We start from the raw sequence: 25,439 nt of genomic DNA, 5'->3' as shown, positions 1-25,439 counted from the left end.
CCGCTGTTTGGCTACCAGAACTTCCACCATGGCTTCTTTTTGGTCGAGCGGTTCCGTTCGATCAGCATATTCAGCATTGCGAGCGCGGCATCCATCGTTTGATCGCTTACCCCTCGGTCGGGCACGACACACGGATACAGCTTGATCTTGGTCAGGTCCAGGTTGTCGCCGTTGGCCTCGATCGCCTTGACGATCGCGTGTGACTCCGCGTTGTAGAGGCAGAGCGCCTGGAAGTCGTTCTCCGGCATCGTCTCGCGCAATTGAACGGCGAGTGCCCGGGCGCGAGAATAAGCCGGAATCGACATCAGGGGAACATCGGCTTGGACCCGACCATCTCGGCGAGCGCGGATGACGGTCGAGGAATACTGGACCCCATGGTGCTCAAAAAGAGCGCGTCCGAAGGCGATCGTCGAGATCGACTCTGTTTCATGAACATGATCAGGGTCAAACCCCTGGCTGAGCATTTCGTTCATGAGAAGATCGGCCGAATCGTATTTCGCAAAGTTCTCGGCGAAATGACGTATGGTCTCTTCCAGCTTCGCGCGCAGGTGAATCACCGAGGAATTGCGGGGAAACTCGAATACCGCAAACCGCGTCAGGTATCCAAAATCGGGGGCTTGCACGCCGGCCGGCCAATCGGGGTCATGGTGGGATACGTCATGCCCATCGATCTCCAATTCCCGGCGCCAACCGTCTTTCCCTTTCGAGATAATCGAAGCTTTCGCCAGATGCACCCTGCGTGGTGCCGCTGACTCAGCAGCAAAGCGGAACCAGGGCTGTGTGCCGTCAATGGCCGATTGAACCCGTTCGTCGTTGAATCCGCGCGAGAGCGCGGGGCCGACAAATGCGCGGAGATCGGGCAGACCGTAGTCGCTTTCGGAATAGCCCTCCGAGGCGTTGCCCCCCTGAACACCCGCCTGGCAGGTCATGCAAACCGGCTTGTTGTCAATGAACGACTTGATCGGTCCGGCAACGCTGGTCATCCAGATCAGGGCAACCTGGCTCAACGCCTCCTCGCGGTCGTTGCCGATTCCGAACAGGCACGCATCGAGTATTTCGTCGTCGTAGTCGTGCAACGTTATCAGGACATGGGCGTGTACTAAGCCGTCATCGGGCGACGGCCCTGCGTCTTTCAGCTCGGCACGCAGAGTCACGCGTCCGTCAAAGAGCTGCAGCCTGTCGTCGATGCGACGGCTCCAGCCACCAAGATCACCACCATGTTCGATAACGCACGTTTCGATCAATTCAAGCAGACGTTGAGAGTCAGACATCGATTCTGATTTCCCTGTCAGCCGAGAATCGTTGGCTTATGTCGGTCGTGAAGGGCTCGGTCCCCTTTTCATCTTTGATGGAGGCCGACATGGCAGCGAACCTGTGCCGCCGAACTGAAGGATTACCACAGTGGGGGAACTTTATCGCGATCCATGAGTGCCGTTGGGGCGACTCGTGATGGAGGTGACGTTCACTTCCATACTGGGGCGCGTCTCGACCTCGTCCAGCCCGGATCGCAAGGACGCGGGTCGGCTCCGATCGACCCCGCATAGTCCTACCCGAACTCACGCTCGAACGCGGTCTGGAGCCTCGGGCTTCCCCGCTCCCGGACGACCACCGCGATCCGCTCGCTCAGGCGCGGGTCATCCTTGTAGATCCCGAGTGCCGACAGGGCGGCGATCGCGGCTGGCTCCTCCTCAGACGCGACGAGGTCCGCCAGGAAGTCCATCGCGGCCGGTCGGCGAAGGATGGCGATGGCCAGGAGGACGTGCCGTCCCAGTTCGGAGGAGTGGGACCGTTCCCAGCAATCCCTGAGTGGGTCGAGCGCCTCGGGCAGACGCGACCTCCCCAGCGCCATGACCGCCGCCTCGCACGTGGGGGGATTGCCCGGATCGAGGAATTTGGCGACGAGCGGTAAGTTCTCCTTGGGATCGACCGTCAGGAGGCCGCCGAGGCACTCGGAGAGCACGTCCGGGTCCTTGTCGCCAAGGCGGACCTTGAGGCGGAGCACCAGGCCCGCGCCCGTCGTCCCGACGGCACCGAGCGCCACCGCCGCCGCGATCCGCACGTCCTTGGCAGGATCGGCCATGGCGTCGACCAGCACGGGCAGGGAGTCCGGGCCTTCCGTACGCGCCAGGGCGACGAGGGCCGCCGCGCGGAGGGGCGGGGCGGAATCCTCCGTTCCTCCCCAGACTGGTTCGAACTGCACGTGGCTCGCCGCTTTCAAGAAGACGTCAGGCTGCGGGTGCTCCATCCGGTCGAGGGCCTGGACGATTGCGAGCTTGGCGCGGCAGAGCTTGTCGTCCTTGAGGGGATTGACCAGGAAGCGGTCGAAGGCCGCCTCCAGGTCTCCGGCCAGTTCGGCGAGCGCGTTCTCGCCGGCGATCGCGGCTGCCGCCGCGACGACCAGATTCGACCGGTCGTTGATCCGCTTCCGCAGCCCGCCCTTCTGTTCGTTGGTGAGCTCCTGGCCGCGAAGTGCCCGGATCGCCGCCAGCTTGTCGTCGAGTGATTCACGGGCTGCCATTGCTTCGCTCCAGGGCAGGGGGGACGCGGTATCGCCGGACCGCATCAGCCTCGGGACCGGCCGCCCGAGAACCGCACCAGGCCGGCCGAACGGGCAGTTGAGGAACAGGTCCTACCACAGAGGCGACTGGCTGACATAGAGGAAGGGGAAAACCTTGCCGACCCCGTCGAAGAAGAGAACGGACGTGACGGCGACGAAGAGGATCGTGGCCCCGTGGGCCATGATCTGGCCCGCGATCCCGCCTCGCTTGGCCAGGCGTTCGAGACGCCCCGAGGCGAGCGCCGCCGGCCCTTGGATCGTGAAAAACGCGAACTGGTAACCGGTCAGTCGCGAGGTCGCCAGCGCGAACATCGCCTCGTGGAATAGACCGCTGATCAGGAACACCAGCAGCAGGGAGCGGACCGGGGTGCGTCGGCCGCCGGTCGCCTGGAAGACGTTGCGATAGAGCCAGTCATGGATCCGGCCGTTGTACCGCCGCCAGAACTCGGAGACGGTCCGCGACAGGTAGGCGTTTCGGATGATTGGAGTCGTGTCGAATCCTGCCAGGCGTTCGAGGGCGCAAAGCGCTCGCGAGAGCGATTCGATGGCGAGCACGAAGGTCAGTAACATCACGGCATGGTTCAGCGCAAAGCACGATCGGACCAGGGCGATCCCGGATAACGCTCTGACCGCCAGGAGGGCTATGGCGCAACCGACGATCCCACCGAAGAGCCGCAGAACCAGCGGCCAGGGGCACTCCGGACGCAGCAACCGCCGCTTGTGATCGGGATAGACGGCGGAGAGTATTGGGAACGGAATCAAGAAGCGGTAATATTCACGAAGGACGATGCGCCGGTCGACCTTGTCCCAATGGCAAAAGTACTCAATCATCTTGAAGGTGATGTCGCCCGATGCGAAGGCGGACGCGGCCCGAAGTCCCAGATTCGCGGACGGGATGAGCAATGGGCAAACCAGGATGAGCGGCACGAAACACCAGCCGATGAAGGCGCCGACCCGACCTCGAAGCCGGTATCTCGGAAGCGGCGCGACCATAGCGAAGCCATAAGCGACAAGGATCGCCAGGAAAAGCCAACCCACATCCTTAGTCATTCATGACCTCACGCCATCGACAACGGACAGCCGAGCGACCATTGTGACCGATTTGAGGCCGGAGTAGCACCGATTGCCGTAGCACCCTCGCCCTGGTCTTCGCCTTTCGGACTCAGTATGAACGCCTGTTCTCTGGGTGTCCAGCGCCGAACCCCGGGAATCTCCGGGTGGGATGACGTGACCTCGCCACGGAACGTGGATTTCCCTTCGTCTTCAACTGGCCCCATCGCGAGAAATCCTGAGGAGGTCGGCGCTGTCCGACGCCACCAAGAGCACGAGCAACCGCTGAGAAATCGGATGCCTAAAGACAGCGGCGAAGGATTCGATCAACGCGGAGCGCTCGTCCGTTAGGATAGTACTGGCTACGTCCTCGGTCGGGGAGCTCGAGAGCTCGGTTCAACTTCTGATGCGATCGCCGTGACGGCCCCAAAGACGTGGACCAGTCGAGCATAGCGAAAGGCATGCTCGTGAAATGAGGTCAGTAACAAGCCTCCCGAGAACCGAACCATGCCGCGCGTGATCGTCGTCGAGGACAGTCCGACTCAGGCCCAGCACCTCGGCTTCATTCTCGAAGAAGCCGGATTCGAGGTCGTCCTCGCCCCCGACGCCGAAACCGGCTTCCGGCGTCTGAATGAGGAAAGCTTCGACGTCGTCCTCAGCGACCTCCACCTCCCCGGCGACAGCGGCTTCGACCTCTGCCGACGCCTCAAGGCCGACCCCATCCACCGCAACATCCCCATCGTCGTCTGCACCAGCGAGGTCGACCCCGTGAACGTGCTGCGCGGGCTCCAGGCCGGCGCCGACGGCTTCGTCACCAAGCAACGCACCCCCGCGGAGATCCTCGGATGTGTCAGGCGGGTCCTGCAGCGAGGGGGCACCCCCGAGCCCTCGCCCCGCACTCGCGTCACTTTCCTCGATCAGGAATTCGAACTGGCCGCCGGCCGCGAACAACTTCTCGATATCCTCGTGTCCGCCTTCGAAGACGTCGTTCATATCAATGCACGATATCGCCAAAGCGCGGTCGCACTACGCGAGGCGAACCGGAAACTGGAACAGCGCAACCTCGAGTTACAAAGGTCGGTGGAGTCGGAACGTCGTGCCCACGAGGAACTGAAGCGGGCCGAGAGCCATCTCATTCAGAACGAAAAGATGACCTCGCTGGGGCAATTGGCCGCCGGCGTGGCCCATGAGATCAACAATCCGCTGGCCTTCGTCATCAACAACATCACCATCCTCCGTCGCGACCTCGGCTCTGTGGAAGCGATGCTCAGTCTCTACCGAGAGGCCATGGCTCCCCTTGCCGTGGATCGGCCTGAACTGGTCGAGCCGATCGAGGAGTTTGCTGAGAAGGTCGACCTTCCCTACATCCTCAAGAACCTCGACCGGCTGCTCGAACGCACCGCCGACGGGGCGAAACGCATCCAGCACATCGTCGCGAGCCTGCGCGACTTCGCCCGGCTCGATGAACAGGAGCTCAAGGAGGCGGACCTGAACAGGGGCATCGCCTCGACGCTCGACCTCGCCCGCGGCCGGGCCTGCGAACTTCAGGTCGCGCTGGAGACCGTTCTCGCCCCCTTGCCGCTCGTTACCTGCTATCCCGCGAGGATCAACCAAGTGGTGCTCAGCCTGGTGACGAATGCCGTCGACGCCTGCAAGCCGGGCGGCCGCGTCATCGTCGGCACGTGCGCCAAGGAGGATGGCGTGGAGATCACGGTCACCGATACCGGTACCGGCATCCCGCCGGATGTGCTCGGCAAGATCTTCGACCCGTTCTTTACCACCAAGTCCCAGGGCAAGGGCACGGGGCTAGGGTTGAGCATCAGTTATGGGATCGTCCGCGCTCATGGTGGAACCATCGCCGTCGAGTCCACCTCCCCCGGCGGCACGCGCATCGTCGTTGATCTGCCGATCCGGCCCCCCGCCGCCGGCGGCCTCATAGGCCCACTCCGGCCAAGTTGACCGGGACGGTCGATCAGGTTCGGAAAACGGAATTGATGATCAACAGGTCGAGGAATTCGCATTCAAGCCTATTCGCACGGCGGCTCGTGGAGGTGTCCCATGATCGCAAACTCGGGTTCGGTGCCGGATCGTCAGCCTTGGCTGATGGCGCCGGCGGTCGCGGTCATGAACCGCCTCACCTACCCGCGAAAGTTCGCGCTCGTCAGCCTGTTATTTGTGATGCCTCTGGCTCTTGTCATGGGCCTCCTGATCTCTGAGATGGACGCCCGGATTGAGTTCGCCCGGAAGGAGATCCAGGGCGCCCGGTATTTGCGCCCCCTGCGCCAACTCTTCGAGCATGTCCTCCAGAGTCGAACGCTCGCACACGCCTACGGCAACGGGAAGGTCTCGCTCCGGCCCGCGTTGGTCGGCAAGCAGGCGGAGATCAGCGAGGACCTGGAGACCTTGCGAACCATCGAGAGGGAACTCGGCCGCAACCTCCGGACGACGAGCAAACACGACGCGCTCCGGGAGAACGCGCGGTTCCTCAGGGAGAAGCTGTTGAAACTGGAGTCCGGCGACAGTGATGAATTGCACAGGCAGCTCCTTGCAGAGATCCGCGGCCTGAACGCTTACGTAAGTAACACGTCAAATCTGATTTTGGATACGGATCTTGATAGTTATTATTTGGTGGACACCATTCTCCTCGCGCTCGCTGAAGGCCAGGATCTCCTGGCCCTTGCGAGTTCATTGGGTAAGGGCGTCGTCAAAGGCAGAACGCCCACGGGGGAGGAGAAGACGGAGTTCATCAGCCTGTCCAGCTTGCTGCGTTCCAACGGGGAGGCGACCAGGAGGGGACTTGACGTCGCGTTCCGGAACAATCCCGCGGCCAACCTGAAAACCAATCTAGGGCCGCCGCTCCGCGACCATCAGGTCGCCACGGAGGCACTCCTGAACGCGATCGACGGCGAAGTCATCAGGTCCGAGGCGATTGCGATCCAGCCGGCCGACTACGACCGGCTCGTCCAGAATAGCCTGGAAGCCAACTACTCCCTCTGGGACCGGGCTGTCGTCAACCTGGAGGGCCTGCTGCAAGCCCGCATCGACGGTTTAACCCGGAAAAAGCATCTCGTTGAGGCGTTCGCAGCGGTGATGCTGCTCTTGGTCGCCTATCTCTTGTTGGCCATCTATCTTGGCATCCTGGCCACCGTGAGACGACTGAGGGAGGCCTCGGAACGTATGCTCGGCGGCGCGGTGGACCAGCACGTCATCCTCGAGACCAGGGACGAACTGGGTCAGGTGGCCACCGCCTTCAATAACATCGCCACGCGTCTGCGCGCGGAATGGGCCCAGGCGCGGGAAGAGAGCGCCCGAGCCCGGGCGGCAGAGGCGGAGGTGCGCGTCGCCAAGGACGCCGCCGAGCTAGCGACCCAAGCCAAGAGCACCTTCCTCGCCACCATGAGCCACGAGATCCGCACGCCGATGAATGCCATCATCGGGATGACGGAGCTCACCCTCGACACCGATCTCACTCCCGAACAGCGGCAGTACCTCGGGCTCGTGAAGGAGTCGTCCGAGTCACTCTTGACGCTGATCAACGACATCCTCGACCTATCGAAGATCGAGGCGGGCAAACTCGATCTCGAGTCGATCGACTTCTCCCTTCACGAAAGCCTCGGCAACACGATGAAGGCGCTGGCCTTGCGGGCGCACAAGAAACGGCTCGAACTCGCCTATCATATTGCTCCCGACGTCCCCGAGACACTCGTGGGTGATCCGGGAAGGCTTCGCCAGGTTGTCGTCAACCTGGTCGGCAACGCCATCAAGTTCACCGAGCATGGTGAGGTGGTCGTCCGTGTCGAGAAGGAGTCGCAGACGGCCGACGAAGTCTGTCTGCACTTCCGAGTGACCGACACCGGGGTTGGCATCCCCCGCGAGCGGCAAGACCTGATCTTCGAGGCGTTCACACAGGCCGATAGCTCCACGACACGGCAGTACGGTGGCACCGGGCTCGGCCTGACGATTTCCTCAAGGCTCGTCGCTCTAATGCGGGGACGGGTCTGGGTCGAGAGCGAGGCCGGCCAGGGGAGCACTTTCCACTTCACCGTTCGGCTGAGCGTGCGGAAGGACCCTGGGATCACGCGGGACTCCGCCGGGTCGACCTTGGTTGACAACCTGTCGGTGCTGGTCGTCGACGACAACGCGACCAACCGTCTGATCCTGGAAGAGATCTTGACCAAATGGCACATGAGGCCCAAGGCCGTCGAAGACGGCCCCACCGCGCTGGCGGAGATGAAGCGAGCGGCCGCCACGGGCGATCCCTACGCCTTGGTGCTCGCGGATGCGATGATGCCAGGGATGGACGGCTTCACCCTCCTCGAACAGATCAAGGCGCACCCCGAGCTGGCCCGTTCTACTCTGATGATGCTCTCGTCCGCCGACCAGTCAGGGGACGTCGCCCGCTGCCGGCGGTTGGGGGTTGACGCCTATCTGGTGAAGCCGATCAAACGCTCAGAGCTGCTGGACGCCATTGTCACGTCTTTGGGCACGGCCGGGGGCGCCGATGGACGCGGGGACTTGGCCTCCCGCGTTCACCGTCTCGAGCCTGGAGATTTGTCAGCCCGGTCGCAGCGTCTCCGAATCTTGCTGGTGGAGGACAACGCCGTCAATCAGACGCTGGCAACAATCATGCTGGAGAAGCGCGGGCACAACGTGATCGTCGCCGGCAATGGCAAGGAGGCCCTCGCCGCCTTGGAGAAACAGGAATTCGACCTGATCCTGATGGACGTGCAGATGCCCGAGATGGATGGCCTCGAGGCGACGGCCTGCATCCGGGCGAAAGAGCGGGGGACAGGCCGACACATCCCGATCGTCGCGATGACTGCCCACGCCATCAAGGGCGATCGGGAGCATTGCCTGCAGGCGGGCATGGACGGTTATGTCTCCAAGCCGATCGAGGTCGGCGACCTCCTCCAGGCCATCGCCGCCGTCGCGCCCAAGACGACGGCGGGCTTGATCTCCCCGGAAGGCCGTTCCGAGGCGCCGCCCCCTCCCAATCGTCCCGAGAGTGTGCTGCTGGATCGGAACGCACTGCTCCAGCGAGTCGGAGGCAGTTGGGAGAACGTCGAGAAGCTCGTGGCCGTGTTTCAAGGCGAGGTTTCGCAATCGATGGCCGAGATCCGAGCCGCGATCGATTGTGGGGAGGCGACAAAGATCGAACGAACGGCTCACTCGCTGAAGGGGGCAATCGGAGTGTTCGGCAAGTCCGCGGCCTATAACGCAGCGGAGACGCTGGAGTCCATGGGCAATGCCGGCGAGCTGACCGAAATCGGGGATGTCTACCACTCGCTCGAGAAGTTGGTCCACGAGCTCGAATTGGCTCTCGCGGAATTCGTCCCGCGCTCGAACGATCCAGACAATCTTTGAAATTCGAGACATGAGTGAGAATAGGGCGACACGTTCGGATGTAAGGTCCATTTTGTCGCGGTGGAACCGGCCGGCCAGCTTGGGGTGCTTGGCTGGGGCGGGGCAGGGGAGACCCTGGTGGTACTCGCAGGGTTGGGGAACACCGCGTATGTGTTTGACGATTTTGCTTGCAAGTTCATCGGATAATATTATGTTGTGTTATGTTGCAACAAAGAGTGCTGTTGTGTTAGGTAACATTGTGATGTGTTTGGTTGGCAGAAGAAGTCGCCCTCCGGATCGCTGTTTAATTACGGTGTGCAAACGATCATGCTCGCAGCAATGCAGGGTATTCACGGCCTCTTCCGCGACGTAATATCGATCCGAGGCCGTGGGTTTTGATTCAGGATCACTCGAGTAAGGATACGCAATGGCTATGCGACCACCGTCCCCCGAATTGTTCTTCGATACGATCAGTGCTTATCAGCGTACGGAGGCGCTCCAGGCAGCCATCGAGCTGGACTTGTTCTCTCTTGTGGCGGCGGGGCGGCAGACGGCGGCCGAGTTGGCCGAGGCATCCCAGGCCGCTCCTCGGGGCATCCGCATCCTGGCAGACTATCTCACCATCCTCGGCTTCCTCCACAAGGAAGGCGACCGCTACGAGCTCACCGACGACACGCGGGTGTTCCTGAATCGCGAGTCGCCTGCCTATGTGGGAGGTGCAGCGCGGTTCATGCTCGCACCCGATTTGAGGGAGAGTTTTCAACAATTGACAGCGGCCGTGCGGCGGGGCGGTACGGCGGCCTCCGAGGAGGGGACGGTCTCCCACGACAATCCGATCTGGGTGGAATTCGCCCGCGCGATGGCCCCGCTCATGCAGATGCCTGCTCAGTTGCTCGCGGGCTTGGTCGGTGGGGACGCCGGGCGGCCGCTGCGCGTGCTCGACGTCGCCGCGGGACACGGTTTGTTCGGCATCACGATCGCCGAACGCTATCCCGAGGCTCAGATCACGGCGCTGGACTGGCCGAACGTGCTGGCGGTTGCGGAGGAAAATGCGCGGCGGGCCGGCGTTAACGAGCGGTATGCCTTGCGCCCGGGCAGTGCCTTCGACGTGGCCTGGGGCGGTCCTTACGACCTCGTCCTCCTGACGAACTTCCTGCACCACTTCGATCGATCGACCTGCGAACAGTTGGCGGCCAACGCGTATGCGGCCCTCGCCCCGGGTGGTCGGACCCTGACGCTTGATTTCATCCCCGAACCCGATCGCGTCACGCCGCCGGCAACGGCCGGCTTCGCGCTGGTGATGCTCGCCACGACGGCCCGCGGCGACGCCTATACGTTCACGGAATTCCAGGACATGTTCGCCCGGGCCGGGTTCGTGCGTAGCGAATTCCACGCACTCGCGCCAACCACGCAACAGGCGGTGGTGTCGTATAAGGATTGAACGAGATGCAGGGATCGCGGCGCCGGCTTTCCGGCGCCGCGTCGTCGTCGCGCGTCGGGATCGGTCATCGGTCGAGGCTGGGATCGCATTGCCCCTGGCAATCAGGGCGAACAAGCCAGTACATGCCGACAGACATTACATTACTTTGTGATTTTGAACTGTTTTTAATTAAAGAATCAAATACGTTGAGTTTTTGCTGCGGAATCTGGTTAGCCCTCTGACTCGCCCAGCCCGACCAAGTTTTTCCTCGCCCGAGGCGGCTGCTCGATGATCGCCAGCATCTGGGTTTTCAGCGACCGTGCCGGCATACGTATCGTGTGCCTGAGCATCGCCGCCACGAGTCAACCGCTGGGCAACACGGCCAGACACAGCCTCCAGAACTCGCCCCCGGTTTGCAGCAACCAGGGCTCTCCCTTTCGTCTGCTGGATTATCTCGCCCGATCACAACCGAAGCAGGCCGTTCTGACGACTTCGGTCCGACACACTGCAGTCGATTAGCTCGATACGCGCAAATCAACCAACCGCTGACGGGTGTCTCGACCGCCGTCGTACATTCCGCGTCCATTCTGGCCCGGTGCGTCATCGACTTCGCAGTTGCGACAGACCGCTATGGTGCGCCAGCGCCGCGCGCGGAGGCCGACCGCATGCGGCCGGGGAATCTCCGGCTACCGCGTTGCGTACGGAGTCGCTGACACTCCGGCCCGGCGGGCATCAGGGTTTTCTGCGAGGCGAACAAAAATGCTGGCTCCGGACAAATAAATTCAAGTGTCTCGAGCAGTCGGGGACGTGATTTCCTTCGCGGAAGACTTTTGGAGGTGCGCCACCTTCGCAAATACAGAGCGGGTGAAAGGACCGGAAATTTTTTTGACCGCGTGTCGATCGGGCCCATTCTCGTTCGACCAACTTGTGACGTGAGATCGGGGGTTGCGAGCAACCCCGGCCTGGACTCTTTTTCTGAAGGAGAACCCAAATGACCCGACGACTGCTTGTTTGCCCCGCGCTGCTCCTTGCCCTTCAGCTTGCGGCCTATGGCGACGAGAAGACCGTCCAACAGCCGCCGGTGACCGCCAATTCCGATCTCGAGAAGATGAAGAAGCTGGCAGGCACCTGGCTGGCCACAGATGACGACGGCAAACCGACCGATCAAGTTATGTCAATTGTCAAGGTGATCGCGGGCGGCAGCGTGGTGCACGAGACGCACTTCCCCGGTCAACCGCACGAGATGGTCTCGATCTACTACGTCGACGGGCCCGACCTCGTCATGACCCATTATTGCGTGCTGGGCAACCAACCGCGCATGAAGGCTGATCGGAAGTCGGCGGCCGACCAGATCCGCTTTCAGTTTGCCGGCGGTTCCAACCTGGACCCGGCGAAGGATAAGCACATGCACGAGGCTACGCTCACGATTGTCGACGCCGACCACATTGAAGTGAACGGGGTCGGCTGGGACGGCGGCGCCCCCTCCAAGGAGATGTGCTGCGGACAGAAACTCGTTCGTAAAAAATAGCAGAAGCGTCCGAGCAACAAGACCGAACGGCCGGTGAACGCGTTGGGCTCTGCCGAGGCTGTCGCGTCCACCGGTTCGGTCGGCGCGCAGCCTTGTGCCACGCTCACCTCGGCGTCACCAGTGGCCGGCGTGCGCGCCGCCGTCGACGTGCAGGGTCTCGCCGGTTACGAATGTGGCCGACTCCAGATACAGCACCGCATCGACGATCTCCTGGACCTCGCCCAATCGCCCCAGCGGATGCATTGCGGCGAGGGAGGCCAGTGACTCGGGCTTGTGCATGGGCGTCCTGATGACGCCTGGCGCTACCGCGTTGACGCGGATGCCCTTGTCAGCGTACTCGATTGCCAGCGACCTCGTCACGGCGTCCAGGCCCCCCTTGGTGAGCGACGCCAGCGCTGACGGCAGCCCCTTTACGGGCTGATCCACGAGCGTCGTCGTCATGTTCACGATGTGTCCGCCGCCCTGCGTGAGCATCTGCCGGACGGCCCGTTGCGTGATGTGGAAGAACCCGGCCAGGTTCACCGAGATCTTGGCGGCGAAGTCGCCTTCGGTGTAATCGGTGAACGGCTTACCGATGAAGATCCCGGCGTTATTGACCAGCGTGTCGACTCGGCCGAACGCCTCGACCGCTTCGCCGATCACCCGGTCCGCGACCGCCGGATCGGCGATGTCGCCGGCGATGCCCAGCAGGTCCGCCGAGGCGACGACCTCGATGGACCGCGAGTTAGCCACAACACGGAAGCCACGATCGAGGAACCCGCGGACGAGCTGCGCCCCGATCCCCTGCGATGCGCCGGTGATGACGGCGACTTTGTGGGTCGAACTCATAACGAACCTCCTTTCTCTGAGACCGAGTCCCGGTGGTGCGGTTGCGGCCCACACACGATTCCAGGACACCTCCTCTTAAAACATGGGATGTGCTGTTCACGAAACATGATCGCCGATACAAAACTGCTTTGAAAGCTTCGGTCCAAATCGGTCCCGCATCTTACTTTGGGCAGTTGGGTCTTGTAGACTTGCGTTTTCTCGAACAGGTTCGTCTCGGGTCGTACATCGGGAGCCGTGCATGAGGGAGTCTCCCCCTTTGACGATGGCCATCTTCGGCACACTCCTTGTGCTCCTTGTGCCCGCCGCGGTCGAGGCTGCACCCGCGCCGGCATTATCACGTTGCGATGTCCTGGTCTATGGCGGCACGCCCGGTGGCATCGCGGCCGCGATTGCGGCGAGCGGCGACGGGGCCAGGGTTGTCCTCGTGGAGCCGACGCGGCATGTGGGCGGCCTCACAACGAGCGGACTGTCGCACACCGACTTTCGCACCTACGAGGGGCTGGGCGGCCTCTTTCTCGACTTCGCCCGCCGCGTCGAGGCGCATTACCGGCAGGCCTACGGGGCAGAGTCGGAGCAGGTGCGAGCCTGCCGGCGGGGTACGCAGGCGGAGCCACACGTCAATGAGCGGGTCTTCGAACAGATGCTGGCGGAGCAGCCGAGCCTGACGGTATTCAAGGGGCTCCGGCTTGCCTCGTTGCAACTGGGGGAAACGGCCGAGACTTGCCGGACCATCATGCGTGTCGCTTTCACGAGCGCGGACGGCCGTACGCACGAAGAGTTCACAGCGCGTGTCTTCGTTGATGCGACGTACGAAGGTGACCTGATGGCCCGGTCGGGCGTCAAGTACCGCGTCGGAAGAGAGGCACGCGGCGAGTACCAGGAGCCGCTCGCCCCCGAGCAGGCCGACTCGCAGTTGCAGGCGTACAACTTCCGCCTGGTCATGACGCGGGACCCCGCGCTCCGTGTGGCGGTGGAACAACCGGAGGGCTACCGGCGCGAGGACTTCGCCGCAATCCTGCCGCTGTTGGAGGACGGGGGCGAAGGCGGGAAGGCTCGGATTAGAGCGATCTTCGGCTACCCCACCGGGTGCGTGTTCAAAGCGCACATCCCCGCGCTGCCGAATGGCAAGTACGACATCAACGACGTCTCCGGTGGGATCGTCCGGCTGTCGCTGCCGGGCGAGAACCGCGATTGGCCCGAAGGAGACGCCTCGGCGCGGGCGAGCGTCTTCGCCGCGCACCTCCGGTCGAGCGTCGGCCTCCTCTGGTTCCTCCAGAACGACCCGGCGGTGCCCGAGAAGCTCCGCGACGAGGCGCGTGCCTGGGGGTGGTGCCGCGACGAGTTCACCGACAACGGCCATCTCCCCTGGCAACTCTATGTCCGCGAGGCGCGGCGGATGGTGGGAACGCGGGTCTTTGTCGAGCGGGACACCGACGCTGCCCCGGGCGATGCGCGCTCGGTCTTCCAGGGCGACGCAATCGCGGCGGGTGACTACGGCCCGAACTGCCACGGCACGGCGCACGAGGGACCGCGATTCGGGGGGCGTCATGTAGGCGAGTTCTACAAGCGAGTTGCCCCCTACCAGATCCCCTATGGCGTGCTCGTGCCCCGCGAACGCGACAACCTGCTGGTGCCCGTCGCGTGCTCGGCGTCGCACGTCGGCTTCTGTGCGTTGCGGCTGGAGCCGATCTGGATGGCGCTGGGCCAGGCCGCCGGGGTCGCGGCCCGGATCGCGATTGCTGAGCAGGGGCAGGGGGAGGGGCCGGTCGCGGTCGCCGCGGTGCCGGTGCCGCGGGTGCAGCGTCTGCTCCACTCGGAAGACGCGGGCACGATCTACGTTGCGGACGTGCCCCCCGGTTCGCCCTGGTTCGCGGCCGTGCAGTGGATCGGCGCACGGGGCGGACTGCACGGGCTGGCGCTCGCGGGCACAGAGCCGGGCCGTCGCGGCCGGAACATCGAGAGCCAGTACTACGAGGCGTTCCCCGGTCATGCATTCGAGCCCGACCGGCCCGTGGATGAGGCACTGCTCCGGCGCTGGATCGTGCCACTCGACGAAGCCGCGGCGAAGGAGGCACGGCGCACGCTCGCGGCCGACGGCCGGCTCACCCGGGGCGAGGCCGCTGTGCGGCTGTTCGCACTGGCGGAACGCGAGGGGCCGCGGGTCGTCACTGCCGACGTGTGTGTCTATGGCGGCACCTCGGGGGGCGTCGTGGCCGCCGTGCAGGCGGCGCGGATGGGCAAGCGGGTCGTCCTGGCTGAGCCCGGCGGGCACCTGGGGGGGATGAGCTCGGGGGGCCTGGGCTGGACCGACTTCGGTGGCAAGACCGGCAAGGCAGAGATCGGCGGCCTGGCACGCGAGTTCTACCGCCGCGTCGGTCGGCACTATGGCCGCGACGAGGAGTTCACGCTGGAGCCGCACGTCGCCGAGCGAGTCTTCGACGACTGGGTGAAGGAGGCCGGCGTAACGGTCCTCCTCCACCAGCGGATCGCAACGGTCGAGAAACAAGGAAAGCGTGTCCGCGCGGTCGTGATGGAGGACGGCACGGTCTGCCGCGCCTCGATGTTCCTCGACACGACCTACGAAGGCGACCTGATGGCCCGGGCCGGTGTCGCTTACACCTTGGGACGCGAGGCGAACGCCCAGTACGGCGAGACGCTCAACGGCCAGCAAGGACCCGCGACCAACCCGCGGGCCGGCAAGTTTGCGGTGCGGCTCGACCCGTACGTCGTGCCCGGCGACCCCGCCAGTGGCTTGCTCCCGCTGCTGCTCCAGCCGGGGACGTTGGGCGAGCCGGGGACGGCGGACCGCCTGATCCAATCGTACAACTATCGCGTCTGCCTCACCGACCGCGAAGCCAACCGGTTGCCGCTGGTGCCGTCGGCCGACTATGACCCGGCCGCTTACGAACTGCTCGCCCGCTGGATCGAGGCGCGAGCGGCGCGGGGCGAAACGCTGGAGCTGTCGAGCTTCTGCAAGTACGACCCGCTGCCCAACGGCAAGTTCGACTTCAACAACCGCTGGCCGATCTCGACCGACTATATCGGCGGTGCCTCGAACTACCCCGAGGCCAGCTTCACCGAGCGCGAGGCGATCGCCCAACGGCACGAAGACTACCTCCGCGGCTTTTTCCACTTCCTGGCGACGAGCCCGAGGGTGCCCGAAAACGTCCGCCGGCAGATGCAGGCGTTCGGCCTGTGCAAGGACGAGTTCATCCGCGACGGCGGCTGGCCCCATCAGCTTTACGTGCGCGAGGCGCGGCGGATGGTCTCCGACTTCGTGATGACGCAGCACCACTGCCAGGGCAAGGCCGTCGCCTCGAACCCGGCGGGCCTGGCCGCCTACGGCATCGACATCCACGCCGTCAGGCGCATCGTCCACGAGGGGCAGCCGGTCAACGAGGGAAGCAACGGCGGCCCCGTCCCGCGGCCCTACCCGATCGCCTACGCGAGCCTCGTCCCGAAGGCGGCGGAGTGCGAGAACCTGTTCGTGACGTTCTGCCTCTCGGCCAGCCACGTGGCGTTCGCCTCGATCCGGATGGAGCCGGTGTTCATGGTCCTGAGCCAGTCGGCTGCCACCGCCGCCTGCCTGGCAATCGACCAGGACGTCCGCGTTCAAGATCTCCCCTACGACGACCTGCGTACCCGGCTGCTGGCTGACGACCAGGTACTCGACTGGCCGCCCGCAGCAAACTCGAAGCAGGGAAGCAACGCAGCAGTGCGGAAATCTCGATAAATTTGGATCAAGGATCCGCTCGCGGCCGTGCCCCCGTGGAGGGAGTCTGTGTCATTTCCGGTTTCATGTGTTTTGCGAGAAAAAAACATATGTAGTGAACCGAATCGATTGGCGTCCACGTGTGCTCCAACCTGGCGGCTCGTACTCGGACATGGGAAATTCCGCCGGGGGCCATCTCGTGTTTCCGGGCCGCCAACTCTACGGTGTCACGGTCATGTTGGGGGCGATGCGCCCTTGCGTCCGGCCTTCGTGTGTGGGCTACGGAAGTCCGCTCGGGCCAGGATTCAACGGCTTGTTATCCGATCGACCGACCTCAGTATCTTTCATCAGCGATCCGCACGGCCAATCTCCTCGCAGCAAGAGCGATTCCAGCTCGCGCCTCCGCCGATCGGGCGGACACGCCTGGGCGAAGTGCAGAGGCGATCGGTGCAGTGTCCCCCGGGCGAGCCGGTCGCGGAGCTGCTCCCAGGGGCCCGGGTCGGCATAGGCATCCCGGACGGTGAGGAGCAGCAACGCGACGGGCACATCGGCGAACAACTCGACGGCCGAGTAGACCAGGGCCCGCAGGTCGTCGCCGTGGTGCCAGGCCGGGGCAAGGCCCGGGTCGTGGGCCGTGTCGAAGTTGAACCAGCGAGCCTCGCCGGTCACGGGATCGAACAGAACGTTGCGGAGCGTCGCGTCGAGTGAAAGGGGGACATTGCGACCATCGGCAACTGTCGATGGTCGCAATATCCCAATTTCGTTACTCGTTGATAAAAAGTTTCTAGGCAATTTTGATGGAATTCTGATGCGTTTATGTTTTGCGCGTTCCGCCTCGGAAGGCCGATGCATGGGGAGACCGAGGAGCCGGATGCTGCGGGTCGGAGCTAGCGGGGGGACACTCGCCCCTCGCCACGACGTCCCCTCCCTCCGGTATTGCGCGTCCGCTTTCGGGATCGCCCCCGTACATTCTAAAATGCCGCGCGATCCCCGGATGATCTGCCCGAGACGACGATTATCACTGATCGCCGGACGAGGGGAGTCATTCCATTACCATCCTGCTATGAGCAACAATGAGGCCCGAGGAATATCTGGCTAGGTTCCACGACATCATGGCCTGGCTCGACGATAATTCGGTACGGATGGTGAAGATCCGCCGTTACGTCTCCGGGACGGATGAACCGGAGTGGGGCGCCCGCATTCGGAACACAGCGATTATCGACAACTGTCGATAATCGCTGTATCCCCCTTTCTTTTCCGCGAGCTCGGAGTGTGAGTTCCTTGACTTCCGGACCCGCTTTTTCTGCGATGTGCAACTCTTTGGTGAATCGCTCGATTCATGGTCTGGAATTCAGCGGAGTGAAGAAGGTTCGCGCAACGCAATCAAGGGACGAGTCGACTTTCTCAGTCGAGCTTTAGGTCGATCGTCTGGCTGCCGGATTTGACTTCAAAGGTCAACGGCGACTTCTCGATCCCATATTTACTGATGATCGCGGTCTGCTCAGCCGGGGAGGCCGGTGGGGTCTTGGTCCGGCCGCTTTCGGCCCCTTGAGAGCCGGGGACGAATGCCACGCTCACCTGGTGCGGGCCGACTTCCGCGCCATCGTGGTCCTCGTCCCAATGGAGATAATAATATCCACTCGAATCGGTCATCCCCCAACTTGGCCGCCCGTTGGTGGGGATGAAGTTAATGGTCAGGTTGGGAACCGCTTTGCCACGATAGGTCACCGTGCCGGTCACCGGGGCGATGGCGGGACCATCGTCCTGGCACCCTGCAATGCCGAGTATCAGGAGCGGAGTCGAAAGGAGACGCGGATTGATTCGTGAAGATCGTCGCATGTCAGGTCCTGAATTTGGGTGGGGAGAAGGACCGTAAGCAAGACGGTGGGAGAGGGCTGAGTTGGCTCAATGGCCCGGTTGGCCGTTGGGCCAACCCGTTGGGCCTTCGCATGGAATGACAGCGATTCAAGTCAGTAGGCGTCGCTCGAGATCACCTCGCCCTTGGCTCGAGTGAAGAGGGCCGTGTAGACACTAAAGTTGATGCTGTTCTTGATGAATCGCATGCTGCCGTCGGTCAGTGCCACGTTCACTCCACCCGGATGGGCGCTGCCCGCCGCGCGAGTATTCCAGTAGGTGGTGTTCGGTGGGGTCGGCACGCCGGTGGAGGACAGCCAGGCGATGACGTATCCCTGCGCGGGGTGATGGACGAAGATGAAGTGGTTTGAGCCCGTGTTCTTGAAGAGCCAACTCTGGCCCGTGTAGTTCGCTTTCTCCAGGAACAGGAACGTGTTACTGGTCCCGTCGAGAATATCCCGCAGTTGCGGGTAGTAGTTCACAGAGCCGAGGCCGTCGTTCTTCCCACCGGTGGTCCCGGGGTCGTTGGCACGTTCGACGCAGCATTCCTTGCCGCTGCCGCCATTGATGGCGTAGTCTTTCTGCTCGATCGGTCGTGGAGAGAGCAATGAGCGAGGAGCGGATGGGCAGAGGAATGAATTGGGAGTCGCTAAGGATACCGTGGAGTTTTGCGGGTACTTCATTTGCGTCCCGCGCTGGATGTAGTCGGCCTGCGTGGCGTTCTGATTCGAACTCTCCAGAATTGAAAACGCATAGGCGGGAAAGACCATGTTGAAAGCGTTGTAGAGGGGTGTTTGCTCCATATAGGGAAGGATGGCAAGTGGCCAGCCGCGATGTCCCCACGGACAGCAAGCTCCCGCGCCAGTTCCTCCCGGATCTTTCCAGTCGACACCGGAGCCGGGCTCGATTCCGTAGAGCTGTTGTCCGAGCATGTGGCCGCTGCTGGCCGCCATAAGGCTACCGTTGCTCGTCTCGTAGTTCATGGCGCCAAGCGCCATCTGTTTCATGTTGTTGCCGCATTGGGCTCGACGCGCCGCCTCTCTTGCCGATTGGACGGCCGGCAGGAGTAAGGCGATCAGAACCGCGATAATCGCGATCACAACCAGGAGCTCGATGAGCGTGAAGGCTCGACGTCGCGTGGACATGAAGCTTCTCCCCGAAAGTAAGAATCGGAACAGTCGGGACGGTGCATCTTGCCGCGTTCGCTTGATGGGGAGTGGCATGACGACTCCCCTGGAGAACTCGCTCCCTCTGCGAGCGGTGGCTCTTTTCGTCGAATGATTGCTTCTTCTTAAACCCGTTGGACGTCTTCGTCTGTCTATTATCGAAGCCGGTGTTGGCAACCCATGACCCTGTAAAAACGTGGGAATGCTGCCGAGAGTTTATGAACTCCCCCCTAACGAATTTCTTCAAAGCCCCGTTTGAGGTGGCATGAAATGACTCGTTGGAGCAAAGCGCAGCCAGCTACGGTTACGAAACGGGCTCTTCGGTGCCCGCTGCGCTTTGCTCAGGCGATCATGAAACTCGGGTTGAACCAGTCGGTTAGCAAGAATCTAGCCCCGACTCTTTTAGGACGCTGCCCAATGAATTCAGCCGAGACTCCGCGACGAAGCAACGAACGCGATGATCAAACCCTGATGGATTCGATGATATTGCTGGTGTGTTGAATACTTGTGCGACTCAAGCGGGTGCCTGGGTAAGAATGGTCCAGAGCGGAGAGCCAGTCAAGAAAAAAAAGCCAAATAAAGATTCTTATTTAGGATGTCGATGTGCTCGCCATTTGGACTATCTCATCTTGCTCATGCTTGAACCCAAGATGATCGCACGTACCTTGAGGGTAAGTCCGTATCAAGGATCAGGGCCCGTGCGTTCAACTTGCTATCGGATGGCACATGACTCCATGCGTGATTAATTGGCTTTTGTCAGGCATTGCGGGCCGCTGCAGTTTCCGGGACCTGATGTATGTCATGCGGCTAGACTGAACAACCTGTCGGCCGCCGCTTGGATTTCCGCCTTATTGGTTTGACCGCTTCCGCGACCAGGCGTGCGGCGATGCTGTCGGTCTCCTTGCCGGCGGTCGCAGCGACGGTGTAGTAGGATTGGTACTCGTCACCGAGCCTGGCGGTGCGGATCCTCCCCAATTCTGCACTCGTTTATGGCGAGTAACGGAATACTGCCCAAACTGCGCCGAGCTAACTTCCGGTGACGGGCGTCTTTCCGCCAGCCTGCATCCTATCCTGACATCCATCACGAATCCTATCGGTTATCAAGTTGCATGCTTGGCCCATCGACTTGAGAGAGCAAACCCTTCGCAACGCCCAATAAGCCCCACTGTCGGGTGACTGGCGTGCTCCGATCATTGACCCATTCAAGTGCCATTCGGGCATCGGGGGTGCAAAAAGTGGGGGGGTATAGCATGTGTTGATAGCTGTTGAGGTTGGTGATGTCTTGAATTTGGTGGTTATCTTGAACGCCGATAGCAGGATCGGGGCCGGGGCAATCTGGCAGGATTTGTCGGATACATGTCATTTGGTTCAAGCCCCGGGCGGATAAAATGCTGATGTGGGCCGCGATTGAGACCTCGCCCTGGTCTCGCGACGAGGGCCGGTCGGTCGTGAAGGCTTCGTTGACTACAAGTGGAGGGAGCCCGTGGGCGTGGCGCGTAAACGACAGACCGTAGGGAGGGTCCAGGGCGGCCTGAGAGTTGTCGTGCTCTCGGTCGAAGCCCTCGCGGCGCGGGTCCACATGAGCCCGAGGAACTTCGCGCGAGTCTTCCCCGACGAGGTGGGCCAGACCCCGGCGCGGTTCGTTGAGCGGGTGCGGATCGAGGCTGCCCGTCGGCTCTTGGAGGAGTCGGAGGCCGGACTGGACCGGGTCGCCCGCAACTGCGGGTTCGGCGGAGCCGACTCGATGCGACGGTCGTTCCTGCGCGTCACGCCCAGCGAGTATCGCAGCCGGTTCCTCTCGGAGCTGGTCCGATAGCTGTACCGCCCGGCGTGGGTTGATTCTTGATGATGCACAGATGTTAGCGATATTAGCTGTCCTTTGGCGTCCACCACGTGACGCGTTCGTCTCCGATCACATTTCGTCGTTGATCCCGTTTTGGAGTTGAATCATGGCTGAAGTCATCGCGGGGATCCGAATCCCCGACAGCAGGCTGGCCCGGGAAGCGACCGACCTGCTGCGTGAGCACGGCACGCCGTTGCTCCTCGCCCACTCCCTGAGGGTTTACCTGTTCGGGGCGATCCAGGGCCGCCACCGGGGCTGGGCGGTCGATCACGAGCTGCTGTATCTCGGGGCCGTGTTCCACGACCTGGGCCTGACCGCGAAGTACCGCAGCCCGGACCACCGGTTCGAGGTCGATGGGGCGAATGCGGCCCGGGACTTCCTGCGGGCCAACGGCATCGACGAACCGACGGCCGAACTGGTGTGGGACGCGGTCGCATTGCACACGACTCGGGAGATCCCGTGGCACAAGCGGCCGGAGATCGCGCTCCTCAACGGTGGGGCCGCGGCGGATGTCGTCGGCGTCGGGCTCGACGAGATCCCGACCGGCGACCGGGATGCCGTCCTCGCCGCGTACCCGCGCGTCGACTTCGAGCAGGGGATCATCCGGGCGTTCAGCGAAGGCTGCGCCTCCAAGCCCGCGACCGCATTCGGGACGATGAACGCCGACGTGCTGGAACGGACGCTGCCCGGCTACCGCCGGCCGAACTTCTGCGACCTGATCGCTGGCAACCCGCTGGGAGGATGACCGATGCCGGGGGGAATCACGACCCGGTCCGGCGATACCGAACGTTAGACGTGGATTCTCTTCGAAGCCATCCAGGTTCACTGAAACGGAGGTTGCTCATGTCGGAAATCATCGCTGGCATTCGAATCCCCGACAGCAAGCTCGCCCGCGAGGCGACCGACTTGCTCCGGGAGCACGGCACGCCCTTGTTGTTCGCCCACTCGCTCAGGGTCTTCCTCTTTGGGGCGCTCCGAGGCCGCCAGCGAGGGATGCAGGTCGATCACGAACTGCTCTACGTCGGGGCCGTGTTCCACGACTTCGGGCTCACCCCGAACTACCGGAGCCGGGACCATCGGTTCGAGGTCGACGGCGCCAACGCGGCCCGCGACTTCCTGCGGACTAATGGAGTCGACGACGAGTCGGCCGGTCTGGTGTGGGACGCGATCGCCCTGCACACAACCCCGGAGATCCCCTGGCACAAGCGGCCGGAGATCGCGCTGGTCACCGGCGGCGTTGAGGCCGACGTCCTCGGTGACGGGCTCGACGAGATCTCCGCGGAAGACCGGGCGAGCGTCCTCGCCGCGTACCCGCGCGTCGACTTTAAGAGGGGGATCGTCCAGGCGTTTGCGGACGGTTTCGCTTACAGGCCGGAGACGACGTTCGGGACCATGAACACGGACATCCTGGAGAGGACGCAACCCGGATACCGCCGGCCGAATTTCTGCGACCTGATCGCCGCCAATCCGCTGGGAAAGTGAGCGTTCCCCTCTTTCATCGCCCCGGGGAGGCCGAGCATCCCGCGGACTTTGCGGCCGCGCACTGGCACGCGTTGGTTGACGTTTTCGGCGCGAGAAGTCGGTCCCCAGCGAGACCTGAACATGCTGAGGAACACGATCATCGACGCCGCCACGCTAACTCCCCCCTCCAGGCGGGAAGGAAAGGAGATGACTCCGATTCCTTTCCCCTGTTGTGGTGGTGAAAATCCCCAGTTCTCGCTCATTTGGGTGGAGGCCGCAACGACTTCCAGACCCATCAACGCGGCCGAGCGGCGCAGAAAGGAGTTGTCGAGAGAGCGATACGGTTACACGCCCGGGGTGGCCCGGAACGGCTAGTGTATGAGGACGCACCGCTCCCCGACCCGGCAGCAGGCGAAGCGCACCTCCGCGTGTACACCGCCGGCGTCACGCCACGGAACTGACCTGGTCGGAGCCAAAAAGACAGCCAGGCCAAAAATGGGGGGGATAGTGAAATGTTACGTAGGTGTCCCAAAAGGATTGATGTGTGAACAAGTTGTAGCTTATTGAGCGAGAGAGGGGCGTCCGGCACCCTGGTGGTGGATTACAACGCCACTCGGGTATAGGTCAATTTAAGACATCGGGAAATAATTGTGAAAATGGATGTGATGCGATGCGAGACGGTGGATGGTGTGTTGAAAGAGTTGGCGATGTTCGCGCTGGCGTACAACCTGGTGCGTTCGGTGATGGGGGATTCGGCTCGGCTGCAAGGAGTGGGGCCGGATCGGATCGGGCTGGTGGATACGGTGCGTTGGTTGATCGGGATCGAGGGTGGGGACCTCTCGGTGTTGGCCGTCAACCCGTCGCGTAGTGGCCGAGTCGAGTCGCGTGTGAAGAAACGAAGAGGCAAGCAGTACATGCTCATGACCAAGCCGCGGTCGGAACTACGCAAGTCGTTGCCGATAAAGAACTTCTAGGCTGTCTTTGTGACATTCGTTTATGTCTGAATTTTGCATTGCCGCCATTATCGGATGTTGCATCCAGGCCAAACGTCGCTCCCCGTTAGGGGCGAACACCCGACAAGTACCAGACGCCAATTTGACCTGCCAAAACAATTAGGTTGCCGGTCGAATGCAGCAAGATCGGGCCGCAGACCGACCCGCATCGTAGGTACGCCCAGGCCAGGAAGAACCCGCCCAGCAGGTTCTCTGGGCTGGGGTTGCCATAGGCCACATGCAGCAGACCGAACACCACGCCACTCGCCACGATCGCCCACCTCGGCCCCACGACGGTGGCTAATGGGACGCAGAGGGCGATCCGATAGATAGTCTCTTCCAGCAGTGGGGCAAATACGCACATCCGAAAGAAAGGCGGGCCGGCATCCCCCGGCGCGAGCGACACGATAGGCAATCGCCAACCGGCCGCCACCCAGGTTATCGCCAAGGCCCCCATGCTCAGGGACGCCGCTAACCCGATGACGACGACCGATCGACACCAACTCCTCCAATCCCCGGCCGGGGCTTTTAGGCCCAGGGTGGGGAGGTCGCCGCCGGAGAGCCACAGATGGGCGGCTGATGCGATGAGGGCAACAGCCCAGCGGCCATCGATACTTTCCGGGTATCGTCGCAGCCAGACGAGCCAGAAATCGACCGCCACCGCGAGGAGGCCAATGATGGCTGCGGTCGTAGCACGCACACCGATAAGGCCGCGTCCGATTACTGTTTCCATGACGGTGTCAATTTTACCGCGATGATTTCAATTACAGACGAAGGAATAGTGCCAAATACCACCCAACTTAACAGGCGGGTGATCGGAGTGCAAAAAAAGGGGGGAGTATGGTCGTTATTATTAAATGGTGATAATGTCTATTCTACTCCCCACTCTCTTTTCTGCGTCTCTCACTCCCCCGCTTTACTCGCGTCTCTCACTTCCTCGGCGTCGAGTGGCTACGGGGCATTGCAATATGCACGACACTGCATGCGAATTGCATTGATTACCCCGAGGCGGGCCGACGGCCGAGGCGGGATCGATGGCCTATGTCGTTTTCTGTACGGGAGATCCGTCAATTCGTCGCGCGCTGGCATATGAAATGCTTAGAGTCTTTGCCCATGCTCGCCCCGCCGGATCCGCCTTCGCTGCGGGGATCCGGCGTGGACGCGAGTGTTTGAGAAGGAGCATCGGAGACTCATGTTTCACTGGAAGTCCATCGGCGTGATGGCCGCCTCGGCATTGGCCTTGGTCGGCGCCGGTTGCGGCGAATCGAACGGGCGCTATCCCGTCTACGGCAAGGTCCTGCACAAGGGTGAGCCGGCGGTCGGGGCGACCGTATCGTTTTTCCCCAAGGACGCCGCCGGATCGAATGGCCAGATCCCTCGGGGTGAGGTCGAGTCCGACGGCTCGTTCCGGCTCGACTCCGGCGACCTGGGACCAGGCGCCCCGCCTGGCCAGTATGCGGTGCTCGTCGAGTGGCGCCAGGGGCCGTTGCGGACCCATCGCCGCGATACGGCACGCACGCTCGGCAAGCGCGCCGCGAGAGAGGGAAAGCGTCTGTTGATCGCGGACGATCGGCTCAAAGGTCGCTATTTCGACATCGCCCACCCCCGACTTGACGCCGAGGTCAAGAACGAGAGCAACACCCTTCCCCCATTCAACCTCACGGATTAACCCCGTGGGTATCGCG

General features: G+C 62.6%; 19 protein-coding genes. 10 read left to right on the top strand and 9 right to left on the bottom strand.

The genetic code is table 11. From position 1 onward, the window contains the following. Positions 1-11: 11 nt before the first annotated feature. The 3 genes from V5E97_RS25460 to V5E97_RS25450 form a co-directional block, all read right to left on the bottom strand. On the bottom strand, positions 12-1,271 hold the full coding sequence (locus V5E97_RS25460; RefSeq protein ID WP_406694397.1) for a hypothetical protein: 1,260 nt from the start codon (positions 1,269-1,271) through the stop codon (positions 12-14). A gap of 275 nt (positions 1,272-1,546) precedes the next feature. Next, on the bottom strand, positions 1,547-2,518 hold the full coding sequence (locus tag V5E97_RS25455; RefSeq protein WP_406694396.1) for a HEAT repeat domain-containing protein: 972 nt from the start codon (positions 2,516-2,518) through the stop codon (positions 1,547-1,549). 111 nt (positions 2,519-2,629) lie between these two features. Next, a complete protein-coding gene (locus tag V5E97_RS25450) occupies positions 2,630-3,607 on the bottom strand; it encodes an MBOAT family O-acyltransferase (RefSeq protein WP_406694395.1) in 978 nt (325 codons plus the stop codon). 507 nt (positions 3,608-4,114) lie between these two features. Here V5E97_RS25450 and V5E97_RS25445 point away from each other — a divergent pair. The 4 genes from V5E97_RS25445 (at position 4,115) to V5E97_RS25430 (ending at position 11,898) form a co-directional block, all read left to right on the top strand. Then, positions 4,115-5,566: an ATP-binding protein gene (locus V5E97_RS25445; RefSeq protein WP_406694394.1), complete on the top strand. Its 1,452-nt coding sequence runs from the start codon at positions 4,115-4,117 to the stop codon at positions 5,564-5,566. A gap of 99 nt (positions 5,567-5,665) precedes the next feature. Next, entirely contained in the window at positions 5,666-8,971 is a 3,306-nt protein-coding gene (locus V5E97_RS25440) for a response regulator (RefSeq protein WP_406694393.1), read from the top strand. Positions 8,972-9,377: 406 nt separating this feature from the next. Continuing rightward, positions 9,378-10,391 (top strand): class I SAM-dependent methyltransferase, encoded by a 1,014-nt coding sequence (locus V5E97_RS25435; RefSeq protein ID WP_406694392.1) that lies wholly within the window; start codon positions 9,378-9,380, stop codon positions 10,389-10,391. A 970-nt stretch (positions 10,392-11,361) separates the two neighbouring features. Further along, a complete protein-coding gene (locus V5E97_RS25430; RefSeq protein ID WP_406694391.1) occupies positions 11,362-11,898 on the top strand; it encodes a hypothetical protein in 537 nt (178 codons plus the stop codon). A 114-nt stretch (positions 11,899-12,012) separates the two neighbouring features. Here V5E97_RS25430 and V5E97_RS25425 read toward each other — a convergent pair whose 3' ends face one another. Continuing rightward, positions 12,013-12,726: an SDR family NAD(P)-dependent oxidoreductase gene (locus tag V5E97_RS25425; RefSeq protein ID WP_406694390.1), complete on the bottom strand. Its 714-nt coding sequence runs from the start codon at positions 12,724-12,726 to the stop codon at positions 12,013-12,015. A 238-nt stretch (positions 12,727-12,964) separates the two neighbouring features. Here V5E97_RS25425 and V5E97_RS25420 point away from each other — a divergent pair, with 238 nt between their 5' ends. Then, positions 12,965-16,459, top strand: coding sequence for an FAD-dependent oxidoreductase (locus tag V5E97_RS25420; protein ID WP_406694389.1), 3,495 nt, complete (start codon positions 12,965-12,967; stop codon positions 16,457-16,459). 258 nt (positions 16,460-16,717) lie between these two features. On the opposite strand, the gene V5E97_RS25415 is transcribed toward V5E97_RS25420, so the two are convergent. The 4 genes from V5E97_RS25415 to V5E97_RS25400 form a co-directional block, all read right to left on the bottom strand. Beyond that, on the bottom strand, positions 16,718-17,188 hold the full coding sequence (locus V5E97_RS25415; RefSeq protein WP_406694388.1) for a hypothetical protein: 471 nt from the start codon (positions 17,186-17,188) through the stop codon (positions 16,718-16,720). A 654-nt stretch (positions 17,189-17,842) separates the two neighbouring features. Beyond that, the gene (locus tag V5E97_RS25410) at positions 17,843-18,277 is read right to left on the bottom strand and encodes a hypothetical protein (RefSeq protein ID WP_406694387.1); all 435 of its coding nucleotides are present in this window, start codon (positions 18,275-18,277) and stop codon (positions 17,843-17,845) included. Positions 18,278-18,408: 131 nt separating this feature from the next. Then, a complete protein-coding gene (locus tag V5E97_RS25405) occupies positions 18,409-19,437 on the bottom strand; it encodes a DUF1559 family PulG-like putative transporter (RefSeq protein ID WP_406694386.1) in 1,029 nt (342 codons plus the stop codon). An 828-nt stretch (positions 19,438-20,265) separates the two neighbouring features. Continuing rightward, the gene (locus V5E97_RS25400; RefSeq protein ID WP_406694385.1) at positions 20,266-20,433 is read right to left on the bottom strand and encodes a hypothetical protein; all 168 of its coding nucleotides are present in this window, start codon (positions 20,431-20,433) and stop codon (positions 20,266-20,268) included. A 514-nt stretch (positions 20,434-20,947) separates the two neighbouring features. Between V5E97_RS25400 and V5E97_RS25395 the strand changes: the two genes are divergently transcribed. The 4 genes from V5E97_RS25395 to V5E97_RS25380 all read left to right on the top strand — a co-directional run bounded on the left by V5E97_RS25395 (position 20,948) and on the right by V5E97_RS25380 (position 23,736). Further along, positions 20,948-21,274 carry a helix-turn-helix domain-containing protein gene (locus tag V5E97_RS25395; RefSeq protein ID WP_406694384.1) on the top strand — a complete coding sequence of 109 codons (327 nt, stop codon included), beginning with the start codon at positions 20,948-20,950 and terminating at the stop codon, positions 21,272-21,274. A gap of 133 nt (positions 21,275-21,407) precedes the next feature. Beyond that, complete coding sequence (locus V5E97_RS25390; protein ID WP_406694383.1) at positions 21,408-22,046, top strand: HD domain-containing protein; 639 nt, start codon at positions 21,408-21,410, stop codon at positions 22,044-22,046. Between the two features lie 98 nt (positions 22,047-22,144). Next, positions 22,145-22,783, top strand: coding sequence for an HD domain-containing protein (locus V5E97_RS25385; RefSeq protein WP_406694382.1), 639 nt, complete (start codon positions 22,145-22,147; stop codon positions 22,781-22,783). A 635-nt stretch (positions 22,784-23,418) separates the two neighbouring features. After that, entirely contained in the window at positions 23,419-23,736 is a 318-nt protein-coding gene (locus V5E97_RS25380) for a hypothetical protein (protein WP_406694381.1), read from the top strand. Positions 23,737-23,821: 85 nt separating this feature from the next. On the opposite strand, the gene V5E97_RS25375 is transcribed toward V5E97_RS25380, so the two are convergent. After that, complete coding sequence (locus V5E97_RS25375; RefSeq protein ID WP_406694380.1) at positions 23,822-24,487, bottom strand: CPBP family intramembrane glutamic endopeptidase; 666 nt, start codon at positions 24,485-24,487, stop codon at positions 23,822-23,824. A 459-nt stretch (positions 24,488-24,946) separates the two neighbouring features. Here V5E97_RS25375 and V5E97_RS25370 point away from each other — a divergent pair, with 459 nt between their 5' ends. Then, positions 24,947-25,423 (top strand): hypothetical protein, encoded by a 477-nt coding sequence (locus V5E97_RS25370; RefSeq protein ID WP_406694379.1) that lies wholly within the window; start codon positions 24,947-24,949, stop codon positions 25,421-25,423. The last annotated feature ends 16 nt before the right edge of the window (positions 25,424-25,439 follow it).

The sequence above is a fragment of the Singulisphaera photorubra genome, from assembly GCF_045290345.1.
In the GTDB taxonomy this organism is placed as follows: Bacteria; Planctomycetota; Planctomycetia; order Isosphaerales; family Isosphaeraceae; genus Singulisphaera.
This window is presented reverse-complemented; position numbering and strand designations above follow the sequence as displayed.

Excerpts from the sequence above, each read along its gene's own strand:
- V5E97_RS25460 (WP_406694397.1), bottom strand. The coding sequence starts at position 1,271 with ATGTCTGACTCTCAACGTCTGCTTGAATTGATCGAAACGTGCGTTATC.
- V5E97_RS25455 (WP_406694396.1), bottom strand. The coding sequence starts at position 2,518 with ATGGCAGCCCGTGAATCACTCGACGACAAGCTGGCGGCGATCCGGGCA.
- V5E97_RS25450 (WP_406694395.1), bottom strand. The coding sequence starts at position 3,607 with ATGACTAAGGATGTGGGTTGGCTTTTCCTGGCGATCCTTGTCGCTTAT.
- V5E97_RS25445 (WP_406694394.1), top strand. The coding sequence starts at position 4,115 with ATGCCGCGCGTGATCGTCGTCGAGGACAGTCCGACTCAGGCCCAGCAC.
- V5E97_RS25440 (WP_406694393.1), top strand. The coding sequence starts at position 5,666 with ATGATCGCAAACTCGGGTTCGGTGCCGGATCGTCAGCCTTGGCTGATG.
- V5E97_RS25435 (WP_406694392.1), top strand. The coding sequence starts at position 9,378 with ATGGCTATGCGACCACCGTCCCCCGAATTGTTCTTCGATACGATCAGT.
- V5E97_RS25430 (WP_406694391.1), top strand. The coding sequence starts at position 11,362 with ATGACCCGACGACTGCTTGTTTGCCCCGCGCTGCTCCTTGCCCTTCAG.
- V5E97_RS25425 (WP_406694390.1), bottom strand. The coding sequence starts at position 12,726 with ATGAGTTCGACCCACAAAGTCGCCGTCATCACCGGCGCATCGCAGGGG.
- V5E97_RS25420 (WP_406694389.1), top strand. The coding sequence starts at position 12,965 with ATGAGGGAGTCTCCCCCTTTGACGATGGCCATCTTCGGCACACTCCTT.
- V5E97_RS25410 (WP_406694387.1), bottom strand. The coding sequence starts at position 18,277 with ATGCGACGATCTTCACGAATCAATCCGCGTCTCCTTTCGACTCCGCTC.
- V5E97_RS25405 (WP_406694386.1), bottom strand. The coding sequence starts at position 19,437 with ATGTCCACGCGACGTCGAGCCTTCACGCTCATCGAGCTCCTGGTTGTG.
- V5E97_RS25390 (WP_406694383.1), top strand. The coding sequence starts at position 21,408 with ATGGCTGAAGTCATCGCGGGGATCCGAATCCCCGACAGCAGGCTGGCC.
- V5E97_RS25385 (WP_406694382.1), top strand. The coding sequence starts at position 22,145 with ATGTCGGAAATCATCGCTGGCATTCGAATCCCCGACAGCAAGCTCGCC.
- V5E97_RS25380 (WP_406694381.1), top strand. The coding sequence starts at position 23,419 with ATGGATGTGATGCGATGCGAGACGGTGGATGGTGTGTTGAAAGAGTTG.
- V5E97_RS25375 (WP_406694380.1), bottom strand. The coding sequence starts at position 24,487 with ATGGAAACAGTAATCGGACGCGGCCTTATCGGTGTGCGTGCTACGACC.
- V5E97_RS25370 (WP_406694379.1), top strand. The coding sequence starts at position 24,947 with ATGTTTCACTGGAAGTCCATCGGCGTGATGGCCGCCTCGGCATTGGCC.